General features: G+C 36.7%; 12 protein-coding genes and 1 tRNA gene. 5 read left to right on the forward strand and 8 right to left on the reverse strand.

Annotation, left to right across the window (positions count from 1 at the left end; all coding sequences use genetic code 11):
* Window positions 1-72 precede the first annotated feature (72 nt).
* The 5 genes from ACFQO1_RS12045 to ACFQO1_RS12065 all read right to left on the reverse strand — a co-directional run bounded on the left by ACFQO1_RS12045 (window position 73) and on the right by ACFQO1_RS12065 (window position 3,810).
* A tRNA-Ser gene (locus ACFQO1_RS12045) sits at window positions 73-157 on the reverse strand.
* 109 nt (window positions 158-266) lie between these two features.
* A complete protein-coding gene (locus ACFQO1_RS12050) occupies window positions 267-992 on the reverse strand; it encodes a class I SAM-dependent methyltransferase (RefSeq protein ID WP_380218392.1) in 726 nt (241 codons plus the stop codon).
* 3 nt (window positions 993-995) lie between these two features.
* On the reverse strand, window positions 996-2,597 hold the full coding sequence (locus tag ACFQO1_RS12055) for a hypothetical protein (RefSeq protein WP_380218393.1): 1,602 nt from the start codon (window positions 2,595-2,597) through the stop codon (window positions 996-998).
* A gap of 10 nt (window positions 2,598-2,607) precedes the next feature.
* Window positions 2,608-3,291: a cell division ATP-binding protein FtsE gene (locus ACFQO1_RS12060; RefSeq protein WP_380218394.1), complete on the reverse strand. Its 684-nt coding sequence runs from the start codon at window positions 3,289-3,291 to the stop codon at window positions 2,608-2,610.
* Between the two features lie 54 nt (window positions 3,292-3,345).
* Window positions 3,346-3,810, reverse strand: coding sequence for a hypothetical protein (locus tag ACFQO1_RS12065; protein WP_380218396.1), 465 nt, complete (start codon window positions 3,808-3,810; stop codon window positions 3,346-3,348).
* Window positions 3,811-3,964: 154 nt separating this feature from the next.
* On the opposite strand from ACFQO1_RS12065, the gene ACFQO1_RS12070 reads away from it, so the two are divergent.
* The 4 genes from ACFQO1_RS12070 to ACFQO1_RS12085 all read left to right on the forward strand — a co-directional run bounded on the left by ACFQO1_RS12070 (window position 3,965) and on the right by ACFQO1_RS12085 (window position 11,882).
* On the forward strand, window positions 3,965-6,985 hold the full coding sequence (locus ACFQO1_RS12070; RefSeq protein WP_380218397.1) for a tetratricopeptide repeat protein: 3,021 nt from the start codon (window positions 3,965-3,967) through the stop codon (window positions 6,983-6,985).
* A gap of 111 nt (window positions 6,986-7,096) precedes the next feature.
* Window positions 7,097-8,833: a TonB-dependent receptor gene (locus ACFQO1_RS12075; RefSeq protein ID WP_380218398.1), complete on the forward strand. Its 1,737-nt coding sequence runs from the start codon at window positions 7,097-7,099 to the stop codon at window positions 8,831-8,833.
* Window positions 8,834-8,937: 104 nt separating this feature from the next.
* Window positions 8,938-10,149, forward strand: coding sequence for a T9SS type A sorting domain-containing protein (locus tag ACFQO1_RS12080; protein ID WP_380218399.1), 1,212 nt, complete (start codon window positions 8,938-8,940; stop codon window positions 10,147-10,149).
* A 95-nt stretch (window positions 10,150-10,244) separates the two neighbouring features.
* Window positions 10,245-11,882 carry an amidohydrolase gene (locus ACFQO1_RS12085; RefSeq protein WP_380218400.1) on the forward strand — a complete coding sequence of 546 codons (1,638 nt, stop codon included), beginning with the start codon at window positions 10,245-10,247 and terminating at the stop codon, window positions 11,880-11,882.
* 40 nt (window positions 11,883-11,922) lie between these two features.
* Here the strand turns inward: ACFQO1_RS12085 and ACFQO1_RS12090 are convergent, their stop codons facing one another.
* Window positions 11,923-12,717: a membrane metalloprotease gene (locus ACFQO1_RS12090; RefSeq protein WP_380218401.1), complete on the reverse strand. Its 795-nt coding sequence runs from the start codon at window positions 12,715-12,717 to the stop codon at window positions 11,923-11,925.
* Window positions 12,718-12,763: 46 nt separating this feature from the next.
* Here ACFQO1_RS12090 and ACFQO1_RS12095 point away from each other — a divergent pair, with 46 nt between their 5' ends.
* Window positions 12,764-13,372, forward strand: coding sequence for a DUF2059 domain-containing protein (locus tag ACFQO1_RS12095; RefSeq protein WP_380218403.1), 609 nt, complete (start codon window positions 12,764-12,766; stop codon window positions 13,370-13,372).
* Here the strand turns inward: ACFQO1_RS12095 and ACFQO1_RS12100 are convergent.
* On the reverse strand, window positions 13,311-14,012 hold the full coding sequence (locus ACFQO1_RS12100) for a class I SAM-dependent methyltransferase (RefSeq protein ID WP_380218404.1): 702 nt from the start codon (window positions 14,010-14,012) through the stop codon (window positions 13,311-13,313). The genes ACFQO1_RS12095 and ACFQO1_RS12100 overlap by 62 nt on opposite strands.
* Before the next feature lies 1 nt (window position 14,013).
* Complete coding sequence (locus ACFQO1_RS12105) at window positions 14,014-16,503, reverse strand: PIG-L family deacetylase (RefSeq protein WP_380218405.1); 2,490 nt, start codon at window positions 16,501-16,503, stop codon at window positions 14,014-14,016.
* Window positions 16,504-16,507: the final 4 nt, after the last annotated feature.

The following is a 16,507-nucleotide window of genomic DNA, read 5'->3' on the forward strand; positions in this document are numbered from 1 at the left end:
AAAGATTTATGTCTTTGTAAACAGTCTATAAATAAAAAAGCCCGTACACATTGACGTTACGAGCTTTTAAAGCGGAGAAAGAGGGATTCGAACCCCCGGAGGTGTGACCCTCAACAGTTTTCAAGACTGCCGCATTCGACCACTCTGCCATTTCTCCTTGAGTGCCTCATCAGCTATTTGCTGAATGCGGGTGCAAATATAACAACCTTTTTAAAACTTCTGAAAGGAAATCTATAAAAAAAGAAAATTATTTTTACTTTAAATCCTTACTTTCTCGCAATACAAAAAGTACTTACACCAAATGGAAAAGAGACCCTCTGCAACAGCTTGTTTTCTGCGTTGATAATTTTAAATAATAAGCCATTTGCTTTTGGAATTCCTCCAAGATCCCCTGTAGTATTTTTCTTATTGCTTAGGTTACGTAGCTTGCGAGCTAAATAAACTGGTGTAAATAATAAAAAATTCCAGTAACTGGCTTTGCTTATTCTAAAACCAGCCTCTTGCATTTTACTTTTCAATTGTGATAAGGTATACCTCCTGTAATGTAGATTTACTTCGTCATGCGGACTCCACAAGCTCATAAATGCCGGGACAAATACCATGATCTGCCCACGAAGCGACACTAAGTTATACCAGTTTTGCAATGCAACTACATCATTTTTAAGATGCTCTAGGCAATCAGAAGCAATCACAACATCAAATTCTACTTCTAACGCAATTTTTTCTGCATCCATCACAAATACATGTACCAATCCGTTTGCTTTTGCATTGGCAATTGCTTTTTCACTTACATCAATTCCGTAAAGATTTTCTTTTTTAAATCCGTCTTCCAATAACTCATTCAGCAAAATTCCCGAAGAACATCCAATATCAAGAATTTTAGCATCTCGCGGTAGGCTATTTAGCAAATCTCGTATATACCTGCGCCTTGATTTAAACCAGAAATGTTCGGTTTCAATTTCATGGTATTTTTTTTCAAAATTTGCTTTCATCTGTTACCTTTTAAGGGATGGCGAATATACTTCAAATTGATTGGTTTCCTCAATCAGGTACCAATTTGCTTTCACTAACTTTAGTAGTTCATAATCCATAAAGTCTTTTTCTGAAAATTCTGTCTTCTCAATAAATACTACACTATTTTTCGCTTTTAATTCTGAAAATAAATCCTTCGCTTTATAATTGATTTCTACATCATGGGGCCAGTCGGTTCCTATTGGATTTACAGTTTTTGTGAGGTAGTGAGCCAAAGTAACAGTTGGTAGTACTGTAAAATTAGAGTATTCTGAAGCTAATTCTTTTAACTCAGTATATTTTTCATATGTTTCCTGATCACTTTTTATAGTTGTCAACTGCGGAAAGATTTCTCCCATTGAATAGGTTAATTGCTCCCTGTCTGAATCTCTATAAATGGTCTGATAGCCAATAAAAAAAGTAACTAAAAAGCCAATAATTGTGAGGCCATATACACTATAAGTGATTTTGTTTTCACTTCGGTCTTTAGTAAAATAGAGGTCATATAACCCAAATACTATAGGCAGTGAAAAAAGGATAGGAGTTTTAAATCCACCACTAATAGAAGCACTCCAGCTTAAAGACAATAATAAAAATAATAACAGGTACTTCGTATTCTTCCGAAGCATAAATAAACCATGTATTACAGCTATTATAAATAGTACTTGTAGCAGCGAACTTTTAACAACCCGAATGCTATCTTCCTGTTGGTACATGCTAATAAAAGCCGTGATAATAATAATATTCAACACGAGATATCCTAGCTTCCTTTTTCCTAAAAACAACCCCATTAACGCCATAAAGATCGCTAATGCTATATATGCGTAATTAAATTTTACAGCCAACCAGTAACTACGTACTCCGGCACTGTAAAGTGATCCTCCTTCAGTTCTTGTAAATGTTTGTTCGAGCAGTGGTGTCAACGAACCAGTTAGGGCTTTAAACCCTATGTAAAGTCCCAGCCACAATACGCCAAACAGGATATAGTATTTTAATCGGTACCAGTCTTTTGTCAGTAATAAATAGAGACCCAAAAAGAAAGGCATAAAATAGAAAGACTGTTTTGAAAAGGTCCCCAAGATCATAAAAAGTACTCCAAAAAACAACGCGAGCTTACTTGTCTTGAGCTTCAGAAAAAGAAAAATCCCAATCATCCAGAAAAAGATCCCATCAATGGTATTCCAGCCCATAGGCGGATAATTATGTATGGAAACGAGCGCACCGATGATCGCTAAATAATAGAGCGTAGTTTTAGACTCTATGCTGAAATGTTCGGTTAATAATTTTGCTCCCAAAAAGGAATAGAAAAATACCTGTATGTAAAAAAAACTACGATCCAAAACGTAGCCATACGTTTCAGAAATAAATAGAAAAATAGTGTGAAAGAACGCCGGAATGGCAGGACGGGTGTAGATAAAGTCTCTATGTGGCAACTCGCCATTATAGATATTCCAGCTGGAACCAAAAATATAGCCTGTATCGGTACCTTCCAGCCCATAGGGCATATAAAAAATGATGTACAATACACACAATCCATAGAAAAGCACCTGAAAGATCCGTGCCGTCAATGTTGTGTTAACTCGCATGTAGTTGTTTTTAAACGGAAGTCTGTACAACTTCAAATATCTGATTTTCGTCGCACTTTAAGGTTTTGGAAGGATACTTTAATAATAAAGCATAGTCGTGGGTTGCCATTAAAATGGTATTCCCGTTTTTATTGATTTGTTGCAATACTTCCATCACTTCGACACTGGTCTGCGGATCCAAATTACCGGTAGGCTCATCAGCAAGAATAAGTTCCGGATCATTTAACAAAGCTCTCGCAATGGCCACACGCTGTTGTTCTCCACCACTTAACTGATAAGGATACTTAAACGCTTTGGTTTTCATTTTTACTTTGTCCAGCACTTCATTGATCTTACTTTCCATCGCAGTCTTGTCTGTCCAACCTGTAGCAGTGAGTACAAACAACAAATTGTTATGTACCGTTCTATCATTTAATAATTTAAAATCCTGAAAAACAACTCCTAGCTTGCGACGTAAAAACGGGATATCGTTCTCTTTTAAAGTAGGCAGATCATAGCCAACAATTTCACCTTCTCCTTTTTGTAGCGGTAGATCGCCATATAAAGTCTTCATAAAACTACTCTTTCCAGTACCCGTTTTTCCAATAAGATAGACAAATTCACCTTTTTCTACAGTAACCGAAACATCACTAAGGACAAGGTTTTCACGCTGAAAAATTGAGGCATCTTTTAAATATAATACGGGTTGAGACATTAGGATTGTAGATTTACGATTGCTGAATTTGGCTTTTAAAATTCAAAAGTATTGCTATTTTTCAAGCTTTTCAATTTTTTCTGAAAGCACTTCAATTTGTTTTTGCTGTTCTATGGTATACAACGTCAATTCTTCAATTTTCTGAAGTAATAACAAAGTAAACTTTTTTAACTCCATTCCCTCGGTGGCTAATGCTTCAGCCGAAGGGATTTTGGGCAAATGATGATTTTCTTTAAGATACGTTTCCAATTCATTAAGGGATAGCATGTTATAGTTGACAGCACGTTCTGAAGTACCTGTATAATAATGCTCAAACACATAATCTGGCGCGACAGCTCCATTGAGATCGACCAATACTTCCTGCGTGTGTATCTTTCCTTTCACCGTTAATAATTCGTCGGGAGTTTTGGTACCAATTCCAACTTTTCCATTACTTTCATTGATCACGCCTACATAATTACGCTGTGCAGAACAACTGCCAAGCAAAACAATACAACATATTAACAATAAATTCTTCATAAGATGCTTCAGATTTAAAAATTGAATGCTCTAAAAATACCTAATTTTATTTTCTAAATACTTTCTGTGGGTATGTAATATAATTAAGATTAAAATTTAGCGTTAACTGTGTAACCCAACGCTTGAACATTCAGCAGTTAAAACAACAAAAAACATGCTTAAAAACCTCATGATGTTTTGCCTTTTTTTAGGTATAACTTTTTCAATTTCAGCACAACAAACAGCCGATTTCACCAATGAATTGGTCGATTATAATAAAGCAATAGAGTTGTATAAAAACAATCAGTTTCTGGCGGCGCAGAGTTTGTTTACTTCGATTAAGAATAAAGTCGATGATCTTTCAATCGAGGGGGACTGTGCGTATTATATCGCCAATTGTGCGGTACGGCTCAATCAGCAGAACGCGGATGCCCTTATGGAAAGCTTTGTAGAAGATTACCCTACAAGTATCAAACGAAATGAAGCCTACATTAACGTGGCGAATTATTATTTTGAAAATGGAAAATACGCCCAAGCGAGAAAATATTATGATAAAATAGATGAAGGCTCTATTCCGAGGTCTGAAAGAGATAAGTTCAATTTTAATAATGGCTATGCATATTTTAAAAGCAAGCAGTTCAACGAAGCAAAAAAATACTTTAATCGTGTCACCACCTCAAAAAACTATGGCTCACAGGCTAAGTATTATCTGGGTTTTATAGCGTATGAAGGTGATGATTATGAAGAAGCCAACGAACTTTTTGAAGAAGTAAAGGAAGAAGATCGCTATTCGGAAGGATTAAGTTATTATCAAGCTGATATGAACTTTAAATTGGGCAAGTTTCAGCAGGCAATCGATATGGGGAAAGAGAAATATGAAAACTCTAACCCACAGGAAAAAAGTGAACTTTCAAAGATTATTGGAGAAAGCTATTTTAATTTAGAGCAATATGCTGAAGCAATTCCTTATCTAAAAGAATACAAGGGCAAGCGTGGTAAGTGGAACAATACCGATTATTACCAATTAGGGTACGCTTACTATAAGCAAGGTAACTATTTCGAAGCTATTGGTGAATTTAATAAGATTGTAGATGGTAAAAATTCGGTTGCACAAAATGCGTATTATCATTTAGCCGAAAGTTATTTAAAGCTGGATCAAAAACAGCAGGCATTAAATGCGTTTAAGAATGCTAGTGAAATGGATTTTAGTCTCGAAATCCAAGAAGATGCGTGGTACAATTATGCAAAGCTTAGCTATGAGATAGGGAATAGTTATAAGCCAGCACCAGAGGTGTTATTGTCATTTATGGAAACCTATCCTAATAATGCCAATAATGAAGCACTAAAGGACCTACTTATTGATAGCTATATTACGTCCAAAAATTACAAGGCTGCGATTGAATTGCTAGAAAATAACAAATCGTTTGAAAATAAACTCGCCTACCAAAAAGTTGCTTTTTACCGCGGAATCGAACTCTATAATGAAGGGGATTATGCAGCTGCAATTAGCATGTTCAATAAATCACTAAAAGAACCCCGTGATGCTCAATTTACGGCTAGAACAACGTACTGGAAAGCTGAAAGTGATTACAATCTCTCCAATTTTGAGGAAGCTCTTGTAGGGTATAAACAATACCTCCAATTGCCTGAAGCTGCTTCAACACCAGAGTATAAAGACAGTAAATACAATTTAGCGTATAATCAGTTTAAATTAAAGAACTATACAGACGCCATCACCAATTTTAAAAGTTATGCGTCTTCCACCAATGCACAGGGTGCTCAAAAAACAGACGCATATTTACGTCTGGGAGATAGTTATTTTGTAACGAGTCAGTACTGGCCTGCTATGGAAAATTACAATCAGGCCATAGAATTAGGAACACCCGATGAGGATTACGCCGCCTTTCAGAAAGCAATAAGCTACGGATTTGTAGACAGAGTTGATAGTAAGATTGAAGGACTAACCAACTTTGCACTTCAGTATCCAAAATCTATCTATCGTGACGATGCATTATACGAATTAGGAAATACCTACGTAGCACAAAATAAGACAGCAGAAGCCATTAGAATGTACGACCGCCTTATTGCAGAGTCGCCTAAGAGTAGTTATGTGGCAAAAACACTGCTGAAAAAAGCACTTATTTTTGACAATTCCAACCGAAGTAACGAAGCACTTTCCATCTTTAAAAAAGTCGCCAATGATTTTCCTTCTACGCCAGAAGCCTTACAAGCAGTAGCTTCAGCAAAATTAATCTATATCGATCAGGGACGTGTGGACGAGTACGCTAACTGGGTAAATACCTTAGATTTTGTAGATGTGGCCGACGAAGAACTGGACGATGCAGCCTACCAAGCGGCAGAGCAACCGTATTTAGAGAATAATAAGAGTCAAGCGATGAAACGTTTTGGCGATTACTTACAACAGTTTCCAAATGGGCAACATGCACTGAAAGCTCATTTTTACTTAGGGCAGTTGCAGTTTGCTGACGGGAAAAAAGAAGCTGCGATTCCGCATTTTGAGTTCGTTTTAAACAAACAACGAAGTGAATTTACAGAACAGGCATTATCACGTATTTCAGAAATTTTTCTCGGAAAGAAAGATTACAGCAACGCACTTAAATACCTAAAGAGACTGGAAGTAGAAGCCGACTTCCCGCAGAATGTCATTTTTGCGCAAACTAATAGTATGAAGGCTAGCTATGAGCTAAAACAGTATGCCGAAGCGGTTGCGTATGCAGAAAAAGTGCTTCAGAATTCTAAAATTGATAACTCCATTAAAAGCGATGCGCAGATCATTATTGCACGATCTGCTATTAAAACAGGAAACGAAACAAAAGCTAAAACAGCCTATGCAGAAGTGGCTAAGATTGCAACGGGAGAACTAGCTGCTGAAGCCCTGTACTTTGATGCATATTTTAAACATACAGATGGACAGTTTGAAGCCTCTAATGTTTCAGTACAAAAACTGGCAAAAGAGTATAGCGGTTATAAATATTTTGGCGCGAAAGGATTGTTGTTGATGGCAAAGAATTTCTATGCTTTAAAAGACGCGTATCAAGCTACCTATATTTTAGAAAGTATTACCAAGAACTTTACCGATTACCCTGATATTGTAGAAGAAGCTAGAACAGAATTAACTCGTATTAAAGCTTCCGAAGCTAAGACAAATGCTTCGGTCGAAACGGGAGAAAATTAGACAACCCTTTCCGAAGAAAAAACTCAAATCACTTAACAAAAGAAACCTCGATCTATGTTCCATAACAGAGCAAATAATAAATATCAAAAAATAGTAAAACAAATTCCCCCTTTGAAGGGGACTAGGGGGATGTTCTCTCTCGTAGTTATATTTTTAACTTCAAACTTTGCATTCGCCCAAGATCCCAAAGAAGACCTGGGAACCGAAGTCGTCAATATTGTAAAACCCTATACGCCTACGATTTCAGATGCATTTAAGGTAAAACAAACGCCTGTCTTGAATGATTCGGTAATAACTAAAAAGCGTCCTGTCGTGTATAGTATCTTTTCGGTGCCTGTAGCTTCAACCTTCACACCTGCTAAGGGAAAAGCGGCTACCGTAGAAAAAGCGAAACGTATTAAACTATATGATAATTATGCCACGCTTGGCTTCGGAAATTACACCTCAATTCTGGGTGAGTTGTACAGTAATTTTGAAATCAGTCGAACAGACAACGCCGGATTTTTCTTCCGTCACAACAGTTCGCAGGGAGATATCGAGGGGGTTCGATTAGAAAATAAATATTATGACACCCGTTTGGATGGACAATATACCAGCAGACAGCGAGATGTAACTTATTATATCAATGGGGGTGTGCAACATCAATTATTTAACTGGTATGGGTTAAGTCCCTATTATAGCAATGCGATGGATGAGGTGATTAGTGGCATTGATCCACAACAAACCTATTTGAGTGGGTATGTTGGTGGAAGTATCGCACTCGAAGATTCGTTTTTTGATAAGATCACAACAGATGTAAAATTCTTAGGTGATAGCTATAATTCTTCCGAATTCAACATCAATGCAGCACCAGAGTTTACGTTTGATTTGGAGCCCATTGACTTTACATTAGATGGTGAAGTTGATTATTTGAGTGGAAGCTTTGACCAAGCCTATTATGGAGGTGAAGGACAATCCTATAGTTTTTTAAATATAGGAATAACACCATCGCTCGTATATGTTAATGATGATCTAACACTTTCCTTAGGTGTAGGCGCTTATCTTAGCTTGGATGGAGAAGAAAGTACTTCCGAACTGTTTTTGTATCCAAAAATAAACGCTTCGTATCGACTTGTAGACGAATATTTAATTGCCTATGGAGGCGTAGATGGAAGTCTCGAACAGAATTCGTACTATAATTTTAAAGAGGAAAATCCGCACGTGTCACCTACGCTAGGTATTCAGCCAACCAGTCATGTGTTTGAGGGATTTGCTGGAATCAAAGGGAAGCTGTCCAATGCGATAGGTTATAATTTAAGAGCCAGCTACGGAAAGGATGAGAACAGGGCTTTATTTTTAAGTAATCCAGCGATTGACGATATGAATATTGAAAATTATGAATACGGAAACTCCTTTGGTGTGGTGTATCACGATATAAACACCTTGGCTATTTTCGGAGAATTGAAAGTGGCGGTCTCTGAAGCTTTTTCATTAGGAATTAGCGGTACGGTGTATAGTTATGATTATATTGATGAGGTACAACCCTGGAATTTGCCAGAGTATGAAGCGACCGTATTTACTAACTTTAGCATTACCGAAAAAGTATATGGAGGTGCTTCGGTATATCTGGTTGGAGAACGTAAAGATTTGCTTAATGCTATTGGTCCATTAATAGATTTTATTCCACGAGAGGTCACCTTAGATAGTTATATAGACGCAAATGTACATTTAGGATATCGAGTAAATGACAGACTAAATATTTTCGCTAAAGGAAGTAATTTGTTGGGTGATAATTACGAGAAATGGTATAGCTATCCGGTGCAGGGTATTCAGGGATTATTAGGCGCTACTTACAAATTTGACTGGTAAACTCAAATAATTTTAATTACTAAAAAGCATTCCCACTTCGGAATGCTTTTTTTATTTTTACTGAAGCTACAATAGAGATAATCTTTTTTTTGCGGCTATCAGCTATGAAAAACCCTCTTATATCATTATTATTTATTTTTACAATTAGCATTGTGAATGCCCAAATAGTAAATATTCCAGATCCTATTTTTAAAAATGTTCTTGCCAATACTTTGTGTGTAGATTTTGATAATGATGGTGTTGCAGATCTTTCTGTAGATCTTAATGGAGATGATGAAATTCAAGTTTCAGAAGCAGAATTTGTAAATCATCTTATTCTAGATAATCAAAATATTAATAGCATTGAAGGTATTGAAGCATTTACAAACCTTCAAAACCTTAGATGTTCAAACAATAACTTGGTAGATGCCAATCTTGGTAATCTTACAAATTTAAAACAAGCTATTTTACTTTCTAATGCAATTGAAAATATTAATATTTCTAACTCATCAAATCTTGAGATTCTGGGCTTGAGTTTTAATAACATAAGCAATATTGACCTTTCAGATGCAACTAACTTAAAAATTTTAACCATTAGTAATAATCAATTAATAAACCTCAATCTTTCTAATAATTTATCTTTAGAAATGCTACAAGCATGGGGTAATAATATTACCATCTTCGACATTTCAAATCATCCTAATATCATTAGTGTTGATGTTGATGACAATAATATTACAGATGTTAATGTAGAAAATTGCTCGTCTTTGTCTGGATTTAGTCTGTCTGGAAATCCAATAAGGCAGGTTGACATGACAACAAATATTTCTTTGCTTCAATTCGTTTGTATAGACACATTGCTAGAAGGAGTGTTAGACTTATCTCAAAATATAAATCTTGAACAATTAGCAGCAGAAAATACTCAACTTTCTGCCATCGATATTAGCAATGGTAATAACGAGAATATTACTGTAATGCGATTAACAGATAGTCCAAATTTAACCTGCGTTCAAGTAGATAGGGATTTTGGAAGCGTTCCAAATTTCTGGGAGTATGACTCACAAACCTTATTTAGTGAGAACTGTAGTTTAGGAATTACCGAGGTAGCACTACAAGAAGCTGTTATACTGTATCCTAATCCAGCGAGTAATGTGGTTACTATAAAAACTGTACTTCCTATCGATAGTATAGATTTATTCGATAGTCATGGAAAAAAAATTAGTACAGAATTTGTTGAAAATAAAACGATAGATATTTCAAATCTAGCGTCTGGGGTGTATTTTTTAAAAATAATATCGGGTAATGATATACTACACAAAAAGCTATTAATAGAATAATTGATATTGAGTTATTTTCTTTTAACTAAACAATGAGACAAGCATCCTGTTTATTCCGGATGCTTTTTTTATTTTTACTGAAAACAAATCCATCCATGAGAATTCTAATTACATCCCTCATTATTTCCGTATTATTTTTATCCTGTGCACCCGAGCGTGTGCAAGCAGATCTATTGGTTAAAAATGCAAAAGTATATACGGTCAATGAAACCTTTGACATGGCAAAAGCTTTTGTAGTGAAAGATGGAAAGATTCTAGAGATAGGAAAAAAGCCAGAACTCGAACTAAAATATAATTTTGACCAAACTTTTGATGCAGAAGGAAGAGCTGTTTTTCCAGGATTGATCGACGCACATGCACATTTATTTAATTTGGGAGTCTATCTTCAGAATGTTGATTTAGTCGGCACAACAAGTTATGAGGAGGTATTAGAAAGAGTGGTAGCCTTTCAGCAGGAAAAAAATAAAGAATTTATACTAGGTCGTGGCTGGGATCAAAATGACTGGAAAACAAAAGAGTTTCCAACTAAAAAAGAACTGGATTCATTGTTTCCAAATACACCTGTTGCTTTAAAACGAATCGATGGGCATGCATACATTGTCAATACAAGAGCTCTAGAGTTGGCTGGAATTACGAAGGAAACAAAGATGGAGGGGGGAGAAGTAGAATTAATAAACAATGAACCTTCCGGGATTTTAATTGATGCACCTATGGAATTCGTGAATGCAGTGATTCCTAAAATGAGTACCGAGGACATTGAAGAGGCGTTGCTAGATGCACAGCAAGTATGTTTGGAATTAGGATTAACTACCATTAACGATGCTGGTTTATCTGAGGAAGTCATTGAGGAAATTGACAGGCTTCAGAAAAATGATAGCTTATCTATTAGGGTTTACGCGATGATTAGCAATTCGCCAGAAAACCTTGATTATTATCTAGATAAAGGTATTATCAAAACTGATCGGTTGCATGTACGTTCAGTAAAAGTATATGCAGACGGCGCTTTGGGTTCGAGAGGGGCAGCCATGCGGCAAACCTATAGCGACAAGGAGAATCATTTTGGAGCCATGGTAACTCCTATGAGTCAGCTTTCAAGTTTAGCAGAACGTATTGCGGCCGCTGGCTACCAAATGAATACACATGCCATTGGTGATTCTGCAAATGTTGCAGTTTTAAGAGCGTATAAAGAGGCTTTAAAAGATAAAAGTGATGCACGTTGGAAAGTGGAGCATGCACAAATTGTAACGCCTTCAGATTTTGAGTATTTTTCAAAGAATATCATTCCGTCGGTACAGCCAACGCATGCGACTAGCGATATGTACTGGGCAGAAGACAGAGTAGGAGCCGACCGTATCAAAGGAGCCTATGCCTATAAAACCATGTTAGATAAAGCAGGTATCATTGCTTTGGGTACCGATTTTCCTGTAGAAAAGGTAAACCCTATGTATACCTTTTATGCCGCTGTAGCCCGAAAGGATCTAGAGAATTTTCCAGAAGAGGGTTTCAGAAAAGAAGAGGCATTGAGCAGAGAAGAAACGCTAAAAGGGATGACCATCTGGGCTGCCTATTCAAATTTTGAAGAACAGGAAAAAGGAAGTATAGAAGAAGGTAAGCTAGCCGATTTTGTGGTGCTAGACAGAGATATTATGACCATTGAAGAAGACAGTATTCCTAATGTCAAAGTATACGCTACATTTATTAATGGAAAGAAGGTGTACGGTAGTAATAAGTAGCGTTAAAGTTAAAAGTTGAAAATTATTTTTTCACTATTCACTATCTTCCTCCTTTAGCTCTTAAATCTTCAATACAAAGATTAGGGTCAAATTGGGGAACGTTTGCTATTGCATTACGGTTAAAAAATGTACGCAATGCGCCCCTATCAGCGCTATTGGTTTCGAAATACATTAAGCAGTCTTCTACCACACAATGTCTTGCCTGATTAGGGTCTTCATGATTTTGATGGATATCGTCATCCTGAATATTTACCAAACCAAATAAATGCCCGAACTCATGATGTAAGGTAGTCGATTCTAAAGTTGACAGGTCAATATTTTGTGAGGCACTTATATTGCGAAGTGTACTCTCATAAAGTACGATAGATGTATTTTGATAAGCAGTACCCAAAGTTACCGAAGTAGCCGTATCATTATTGGATCTTCCATTTGCAAAAAAGATATAGACCACAATCTCATCTCCGGCCGTATATTGTGTTCTTATAGCATCTTCAATCTCTCTAATCTCGCTGGTTGTGTAAGGTGATCCTTCTTGCGGAGCAACGACAGTTTCTGTAATGGATATGCCGCCAGGCTTATTGACTCGTGTATTTAAAAAATTGACAAAATTCGTGATTGTTTCTTGTTCTGGTCTAAAGCCTTCAGAATAGGCAAACTCTACGCGAAGATTTTGATACGTATCATTCGACAATAAATCGGAAGCTGAAGTTCCAAGTGCCTTTCTGTTTTCAGCTTTAAAGTCTGCTACAGTATCATCACTTTCATCACTTTTACAAGCTGAAAATAATGTGAGTGTCGCTAAAACAAGCAGAAATTGTAACTTAGATATTTTCATATAATTAATTTTGTACATTTGACAAACTTACTTCAATAAATACTTTATGAAAGTCCGTGTCTTATTTTTAACGTTATTTTTAACGATGTATTTTTCAGTTTCTGCACAAGATTCATACCAAGAGAGTATCGCCGAATATCTTACTCTTAATGGAACAACTCAAAAATATGAAGGAGAGTATGCTAAAATGTTTGTTCTTTTGAAAAAGCATTTTTCCAAATCAGATATTTCTGAAGCTACATGGACCTCCTTGCAAACCAATAAGAAACAAAGTATAAAGGAGATTCAGACAAAACTAGCCGTTTCTTATAAAGAACATTTTTCTGAAAAAGACATCCAAAAGATGACTGCCTTTTATAAAACAGATGCTGGAAAGCAATTAGCTACTCACCCAACCAAGCTTTCACCTGAACAAAACCAAGCAGTGGCCGAGTTGCATGAAAGTGGTTTTGGTAAAAAAAATGAAAAGAAACAACAAGAAGTAATGAAGGCTGTTAATAGAATTGCTTCCAATTGGAGTCGTGATTTATACTTAGAAAAAGTGAATGCTCTAAAGGCAAAAGGGTTTGTTCCAGATTATGAAATAACTGAAACTAATAAAACAATCGGCAAAGGTAAGAATGCTCAGGCTTCTCTAATAAAATCTCAAAATTAAATCCGTTTTCTTTACAAATTCTAGCAAACAAATTTTGATCTAGGTATAGCCATGGAAACTCTTGGGTCCTTTTACCATTATAATGCATGGTAAAATCAAGCTCACCATAATATCGATCTGATGGCACCCAAATGCTTCCATCGTCATTCTCATCATACATATAGGAAATATCACTGGAGTCAATGTATATACTTCCCTTTGGCGTTAGCAAACTTTTTAAATGTTGAAGGTATCGGGGTACCAATGCTACTTTCTTGAAAATTCCCGTTCCATTCATTAAAACCAAAATAGTGTCGAAGGACGATTCTGAATATGCTAAGATATCAGTTAGTAGTACTTTTTTTACACCTCTTTTTTTGGCAACCTCAACAGCGCCTGGGGATGTGTCGATAGCTGTAACATCCAAACCCTTTTCTTGGAGATAAAGCGCATGACTTCCAGATCCGCAGCCAATATCAAGTACCTTTCCTCTTGCCAGGTTTAATGCTTTTTGCTCCACTTTGGGCATTTCTTTATAGCTTCGGAAAAGATACGGCAGCGGAAATTCATCTTTTTCACTGATATTGGTTTCAGTAATAATATCCTCAGTATAATTTCCATGGTAAAAGTCCAGTAAGGCCTTTCCGAAGAGATCTTCCATATTATTTCCCAATCGATAATAAGTTTGCGAATAACCTATAGGCTCCAGGTACACCGGCGGGGAGTTCTCTAAAGAAACTTAATCCGGTATAGATATAATGACCTTTCCCGTAGTTTGCAATTAGTAACGAACCAGTACTTTCTGAAGCTCCAGTGTCGTTCATTCCTAGTATAGGAGTAAAATTTTTGTCCCATTCATTTGGAAAATAGAGTCCGCGCTCTTGCACCCAGTTTTCGAAATCTGTCTTGGTAATTTTATTGGGAGAATTTAAAACAGGATGCTGTGGATCAAGCAAGCGTACTTCGGAAAATTCATCGGTTACGCGATCTCTTGAAAGTTTGATAGCGTAAGGTGCAAAATTTTCCGTGACCAAACGGTGGGAGGTATTATACTGAAGCAAAAGAGTGCCGCCATTTTCTACATATTTATTTAAATCGGTTTGTTTAAAAGCGAGCTCAGGCACCGTATTATAGGCTCTAATCCCAATTACGATTGCATCATACTTCTTTAAATTTTCGGCTTTGATATCTTGGGGTGCAATCGTAGTTACAGTATATCCAATTTGTTTTAAACTTTCAGGAATAGCATCACCCGCACCCTCGATATAACCAATGTGCTGACCTTTTTTCTCAATAGTTATTCGGGCTACTTTGGCTTCCGAAGGTAATAGCACATTCTGAAAAGGGATATGGTCATAGTCTATCTGAATGAGTTCTTTGGTATAATAACGATCACCCACTTGAACCTGAGGTTTTAAATAGCCTTCACTGGTATTTTTGGGTGGTGTCACTGTAAATATCAAAGTTTTCTCTTCGCCCGTGTTGGGTAGCTCAAATGTATGTTGCGCAGGAGAAACTGTCCAGCCTTGTGGATGATTTAATTGAACAGTACCACTTACCTTTTCTCTTCCTGCTCGAATAATCACAGGTATTTGTTTGGATTTTTCGGTTGAGAAGATGAGTACTTTTTCGGGTATTGAAGAAGTTACTTCAGGTAAAATCTCAAAAGGACGATACACTTCACCATCGACTGGATCATTAAATTTATAAACTACGTCACGTTTAATTGACATAGGCGTATTGCCAATTTTTATAGTAAAAACTACCTGCTCTGGAGCAGGAGTTTCTGGCAAACCAATCAGTTCTCTAGGAGCTTTGTACATTCCTAACGTTCCTTTTTCATTTAACCAATACGGTGTCGAGGGATTGTTTTTTTCTGAAGAGATCTGAACCTCAAAGTTTTCAACTTCGTTACTTTTTAACGTTTTTCTTTCGGAAATTAAAGATCTTCCAGTACCCGTTTCAATAGATTCAAGTACGACTTGGTTTGTGCCACGGTTAATGACTTCCAGCGTCGCTTTATAGCTTCCGTTGGGATTGATGCTATTTGTTTCTGAAACTGCCTCAAGAAAAATACCGCCGCAATCTAAAATAAATTGTTCTAGTTCTTTCAGTTTTATAGTTCGCCAGTGGCTGTCTTTACTTGCTTTCAGTAAAGAATAGGCTTCCACTAATTTGGGAACCATAACAGACGGGTCTTTGAAATTAAAATTGGCTTCCAGCTGATCTAAAATTTTTCCTATCGCAGCGCCACCTTCCAGTCTAGACCATGTGGTGTTGATTCCGCTAAAAAGATCAGTTTTATCTTCGGGGAAATCCCCTTTTAAAAATTCAAGATATTCGGTTTGAGAACCACGAGAACCTGTGCTTCCAAATCCCTGTGATTTATGCATACTTCGGCTTAAGGATGCTATTTCACCATTGGATAGTCCTAATGACGGATAGTAATTCCCTGTTTCGACTTCTACCAAATTTGTTTTATCTGCTTTTTCAAAGGCTTCTCTTCCTCCATAAAACCACCAGGAAGTATTAAAAAATAATCGCTTTGGTTGCCAGCTATTAAATTCGTTTGCTGTTTCAGGATAATGAGAGGCGTCACCAACGAGATCAAATGCCTCAAAACTTAACATGGCAGAAGAGGTGTGGTGTCCATGGGTAGAACCTGGATCTCTATGATTAAACCTATTTACAATCACGTCGGGCTTAAACTTTCTAATGGCTCTCACCACATCGCCTAAAACCTCTTCCTTGTTCCAAATTGCAAGGGTTTCGTCTGGATGTTTTGAGTATCCAAAATCATTAGCACGTGTAAATAACTGTTGTCCCCCATCGGTTTTACGTGCAGCCACCAATTCTTGTGTTCTAATAACTCCTAATAGTTCTCGAATTTCCGGACCTATTAAATTCTGTCCCCCATCACCACGAGTAAGCGAAAGGTAGGCAGTTCTGGCATGTACATCATTTGCCAAAAACGAAATTAAACGAGTGTTTTCATCATCGGGATGGGCTGCGATATATAATGCAGATCCTAAGAAGTTTAACTTCTGGAGGGTATGATATAATTCTGAAGCGGTTGGTTTTTGAGGTCGTTGTGCAGAAAGTATAGGAATGAAAAAAAGAAATAGAAATCCAGTACTCAAGAATTTTTTCATGGTA

Origin of the sequence: Jejudonia soesokkakensis, assembly GCF_042664795.1 — a bacterium.
Taxonomy (GTDB): Bacteria; Bacteroidota; Bacteroidia; order Flavobacteriales; family Flavobacteriaceae; genus Jejudonia; species Jejudonia soesokkakensis.

Bases quoted from the DNA above. Each gene is read 5' to 3' on its own strand.
- ACFQO1_RS12050 (WP_380218392.1), bottom strand. From the start codon at position 992: ATGAAAGCAAATTTTGAAAAAAAATACCATGAAATTGAAACCGAACAT.
- ACFQO1_RS12055 (WP_380218393.1), bottom strand. From the start codon at position 2,597: ATGCGAGTTAACACAACATTGACGGCACGGATCTTTCAGGTGCTTTTC.
- ACFQO1_RS12060 (WP_380218394.1), bottom strand. From the start codon at position 3,291: ATGTCTCAACCCGTATTATATTTAAAAGATGCCTCAATTTTTCAGCGT.
- ACFQO1_RS12065 (WP_380218396.1), bottom strand. From the start codon at position 3,810: ATGAAGAATTTATTGTTAATATGTTGTATTGTTTTGCTTGGCAGTTGT.
- ACFQO1_RS12070 (WP_380218397.1), top strand. From the start codon at position 3,965: ATGCTTAAAAACCTCATGATGTTTTGCCTTTTTTTAGGTATAACTTTT.
- ACFQO1_RS12080 (WP_380218399.1), top strand. From the start codon at position 8,938: ATGAAAAACCCTCTTATATCATTATTATTTATTTTTACAATTAGCATT.
- ACFQO1_RS12085 (WP_380218400.1), top strand. From the start codon at position 10,245: ATGAGAATTCTAATTACATCCCTCATTATTTCCGTATTATTTTTATCC.
- ACFQO1_RS12090 (WP_380218401.1), bottom strand. From the start codon at position 12,717: ATGAAAATATCTAAGTTACAATTTCTGCTTGTTTTAGCGACACTCACA.
- ACFQO1_RS12095 (WP_380218403.1), top strand. From the start codon at position 12,764: ATGAAAGTCCGTGTCTTATTTTTAACGTTATTTTTAACGATGTATTTT.
- ACFQO1_RS12100 (WP_380218404.1), bottom strand. From the start codon at position 14,012: ATGGAAGATCTCTTCGGAAAGGCCTTACTGGACTTTTACCATGGAAAT.
- ACFQO1_RS12105 (WP_380218405.1), bottom strand. From the start codon at position 16,503: ATGAAAAAATTCTTGAGTACTGGATTTCTATTTCTTTTTTTCATTCCT.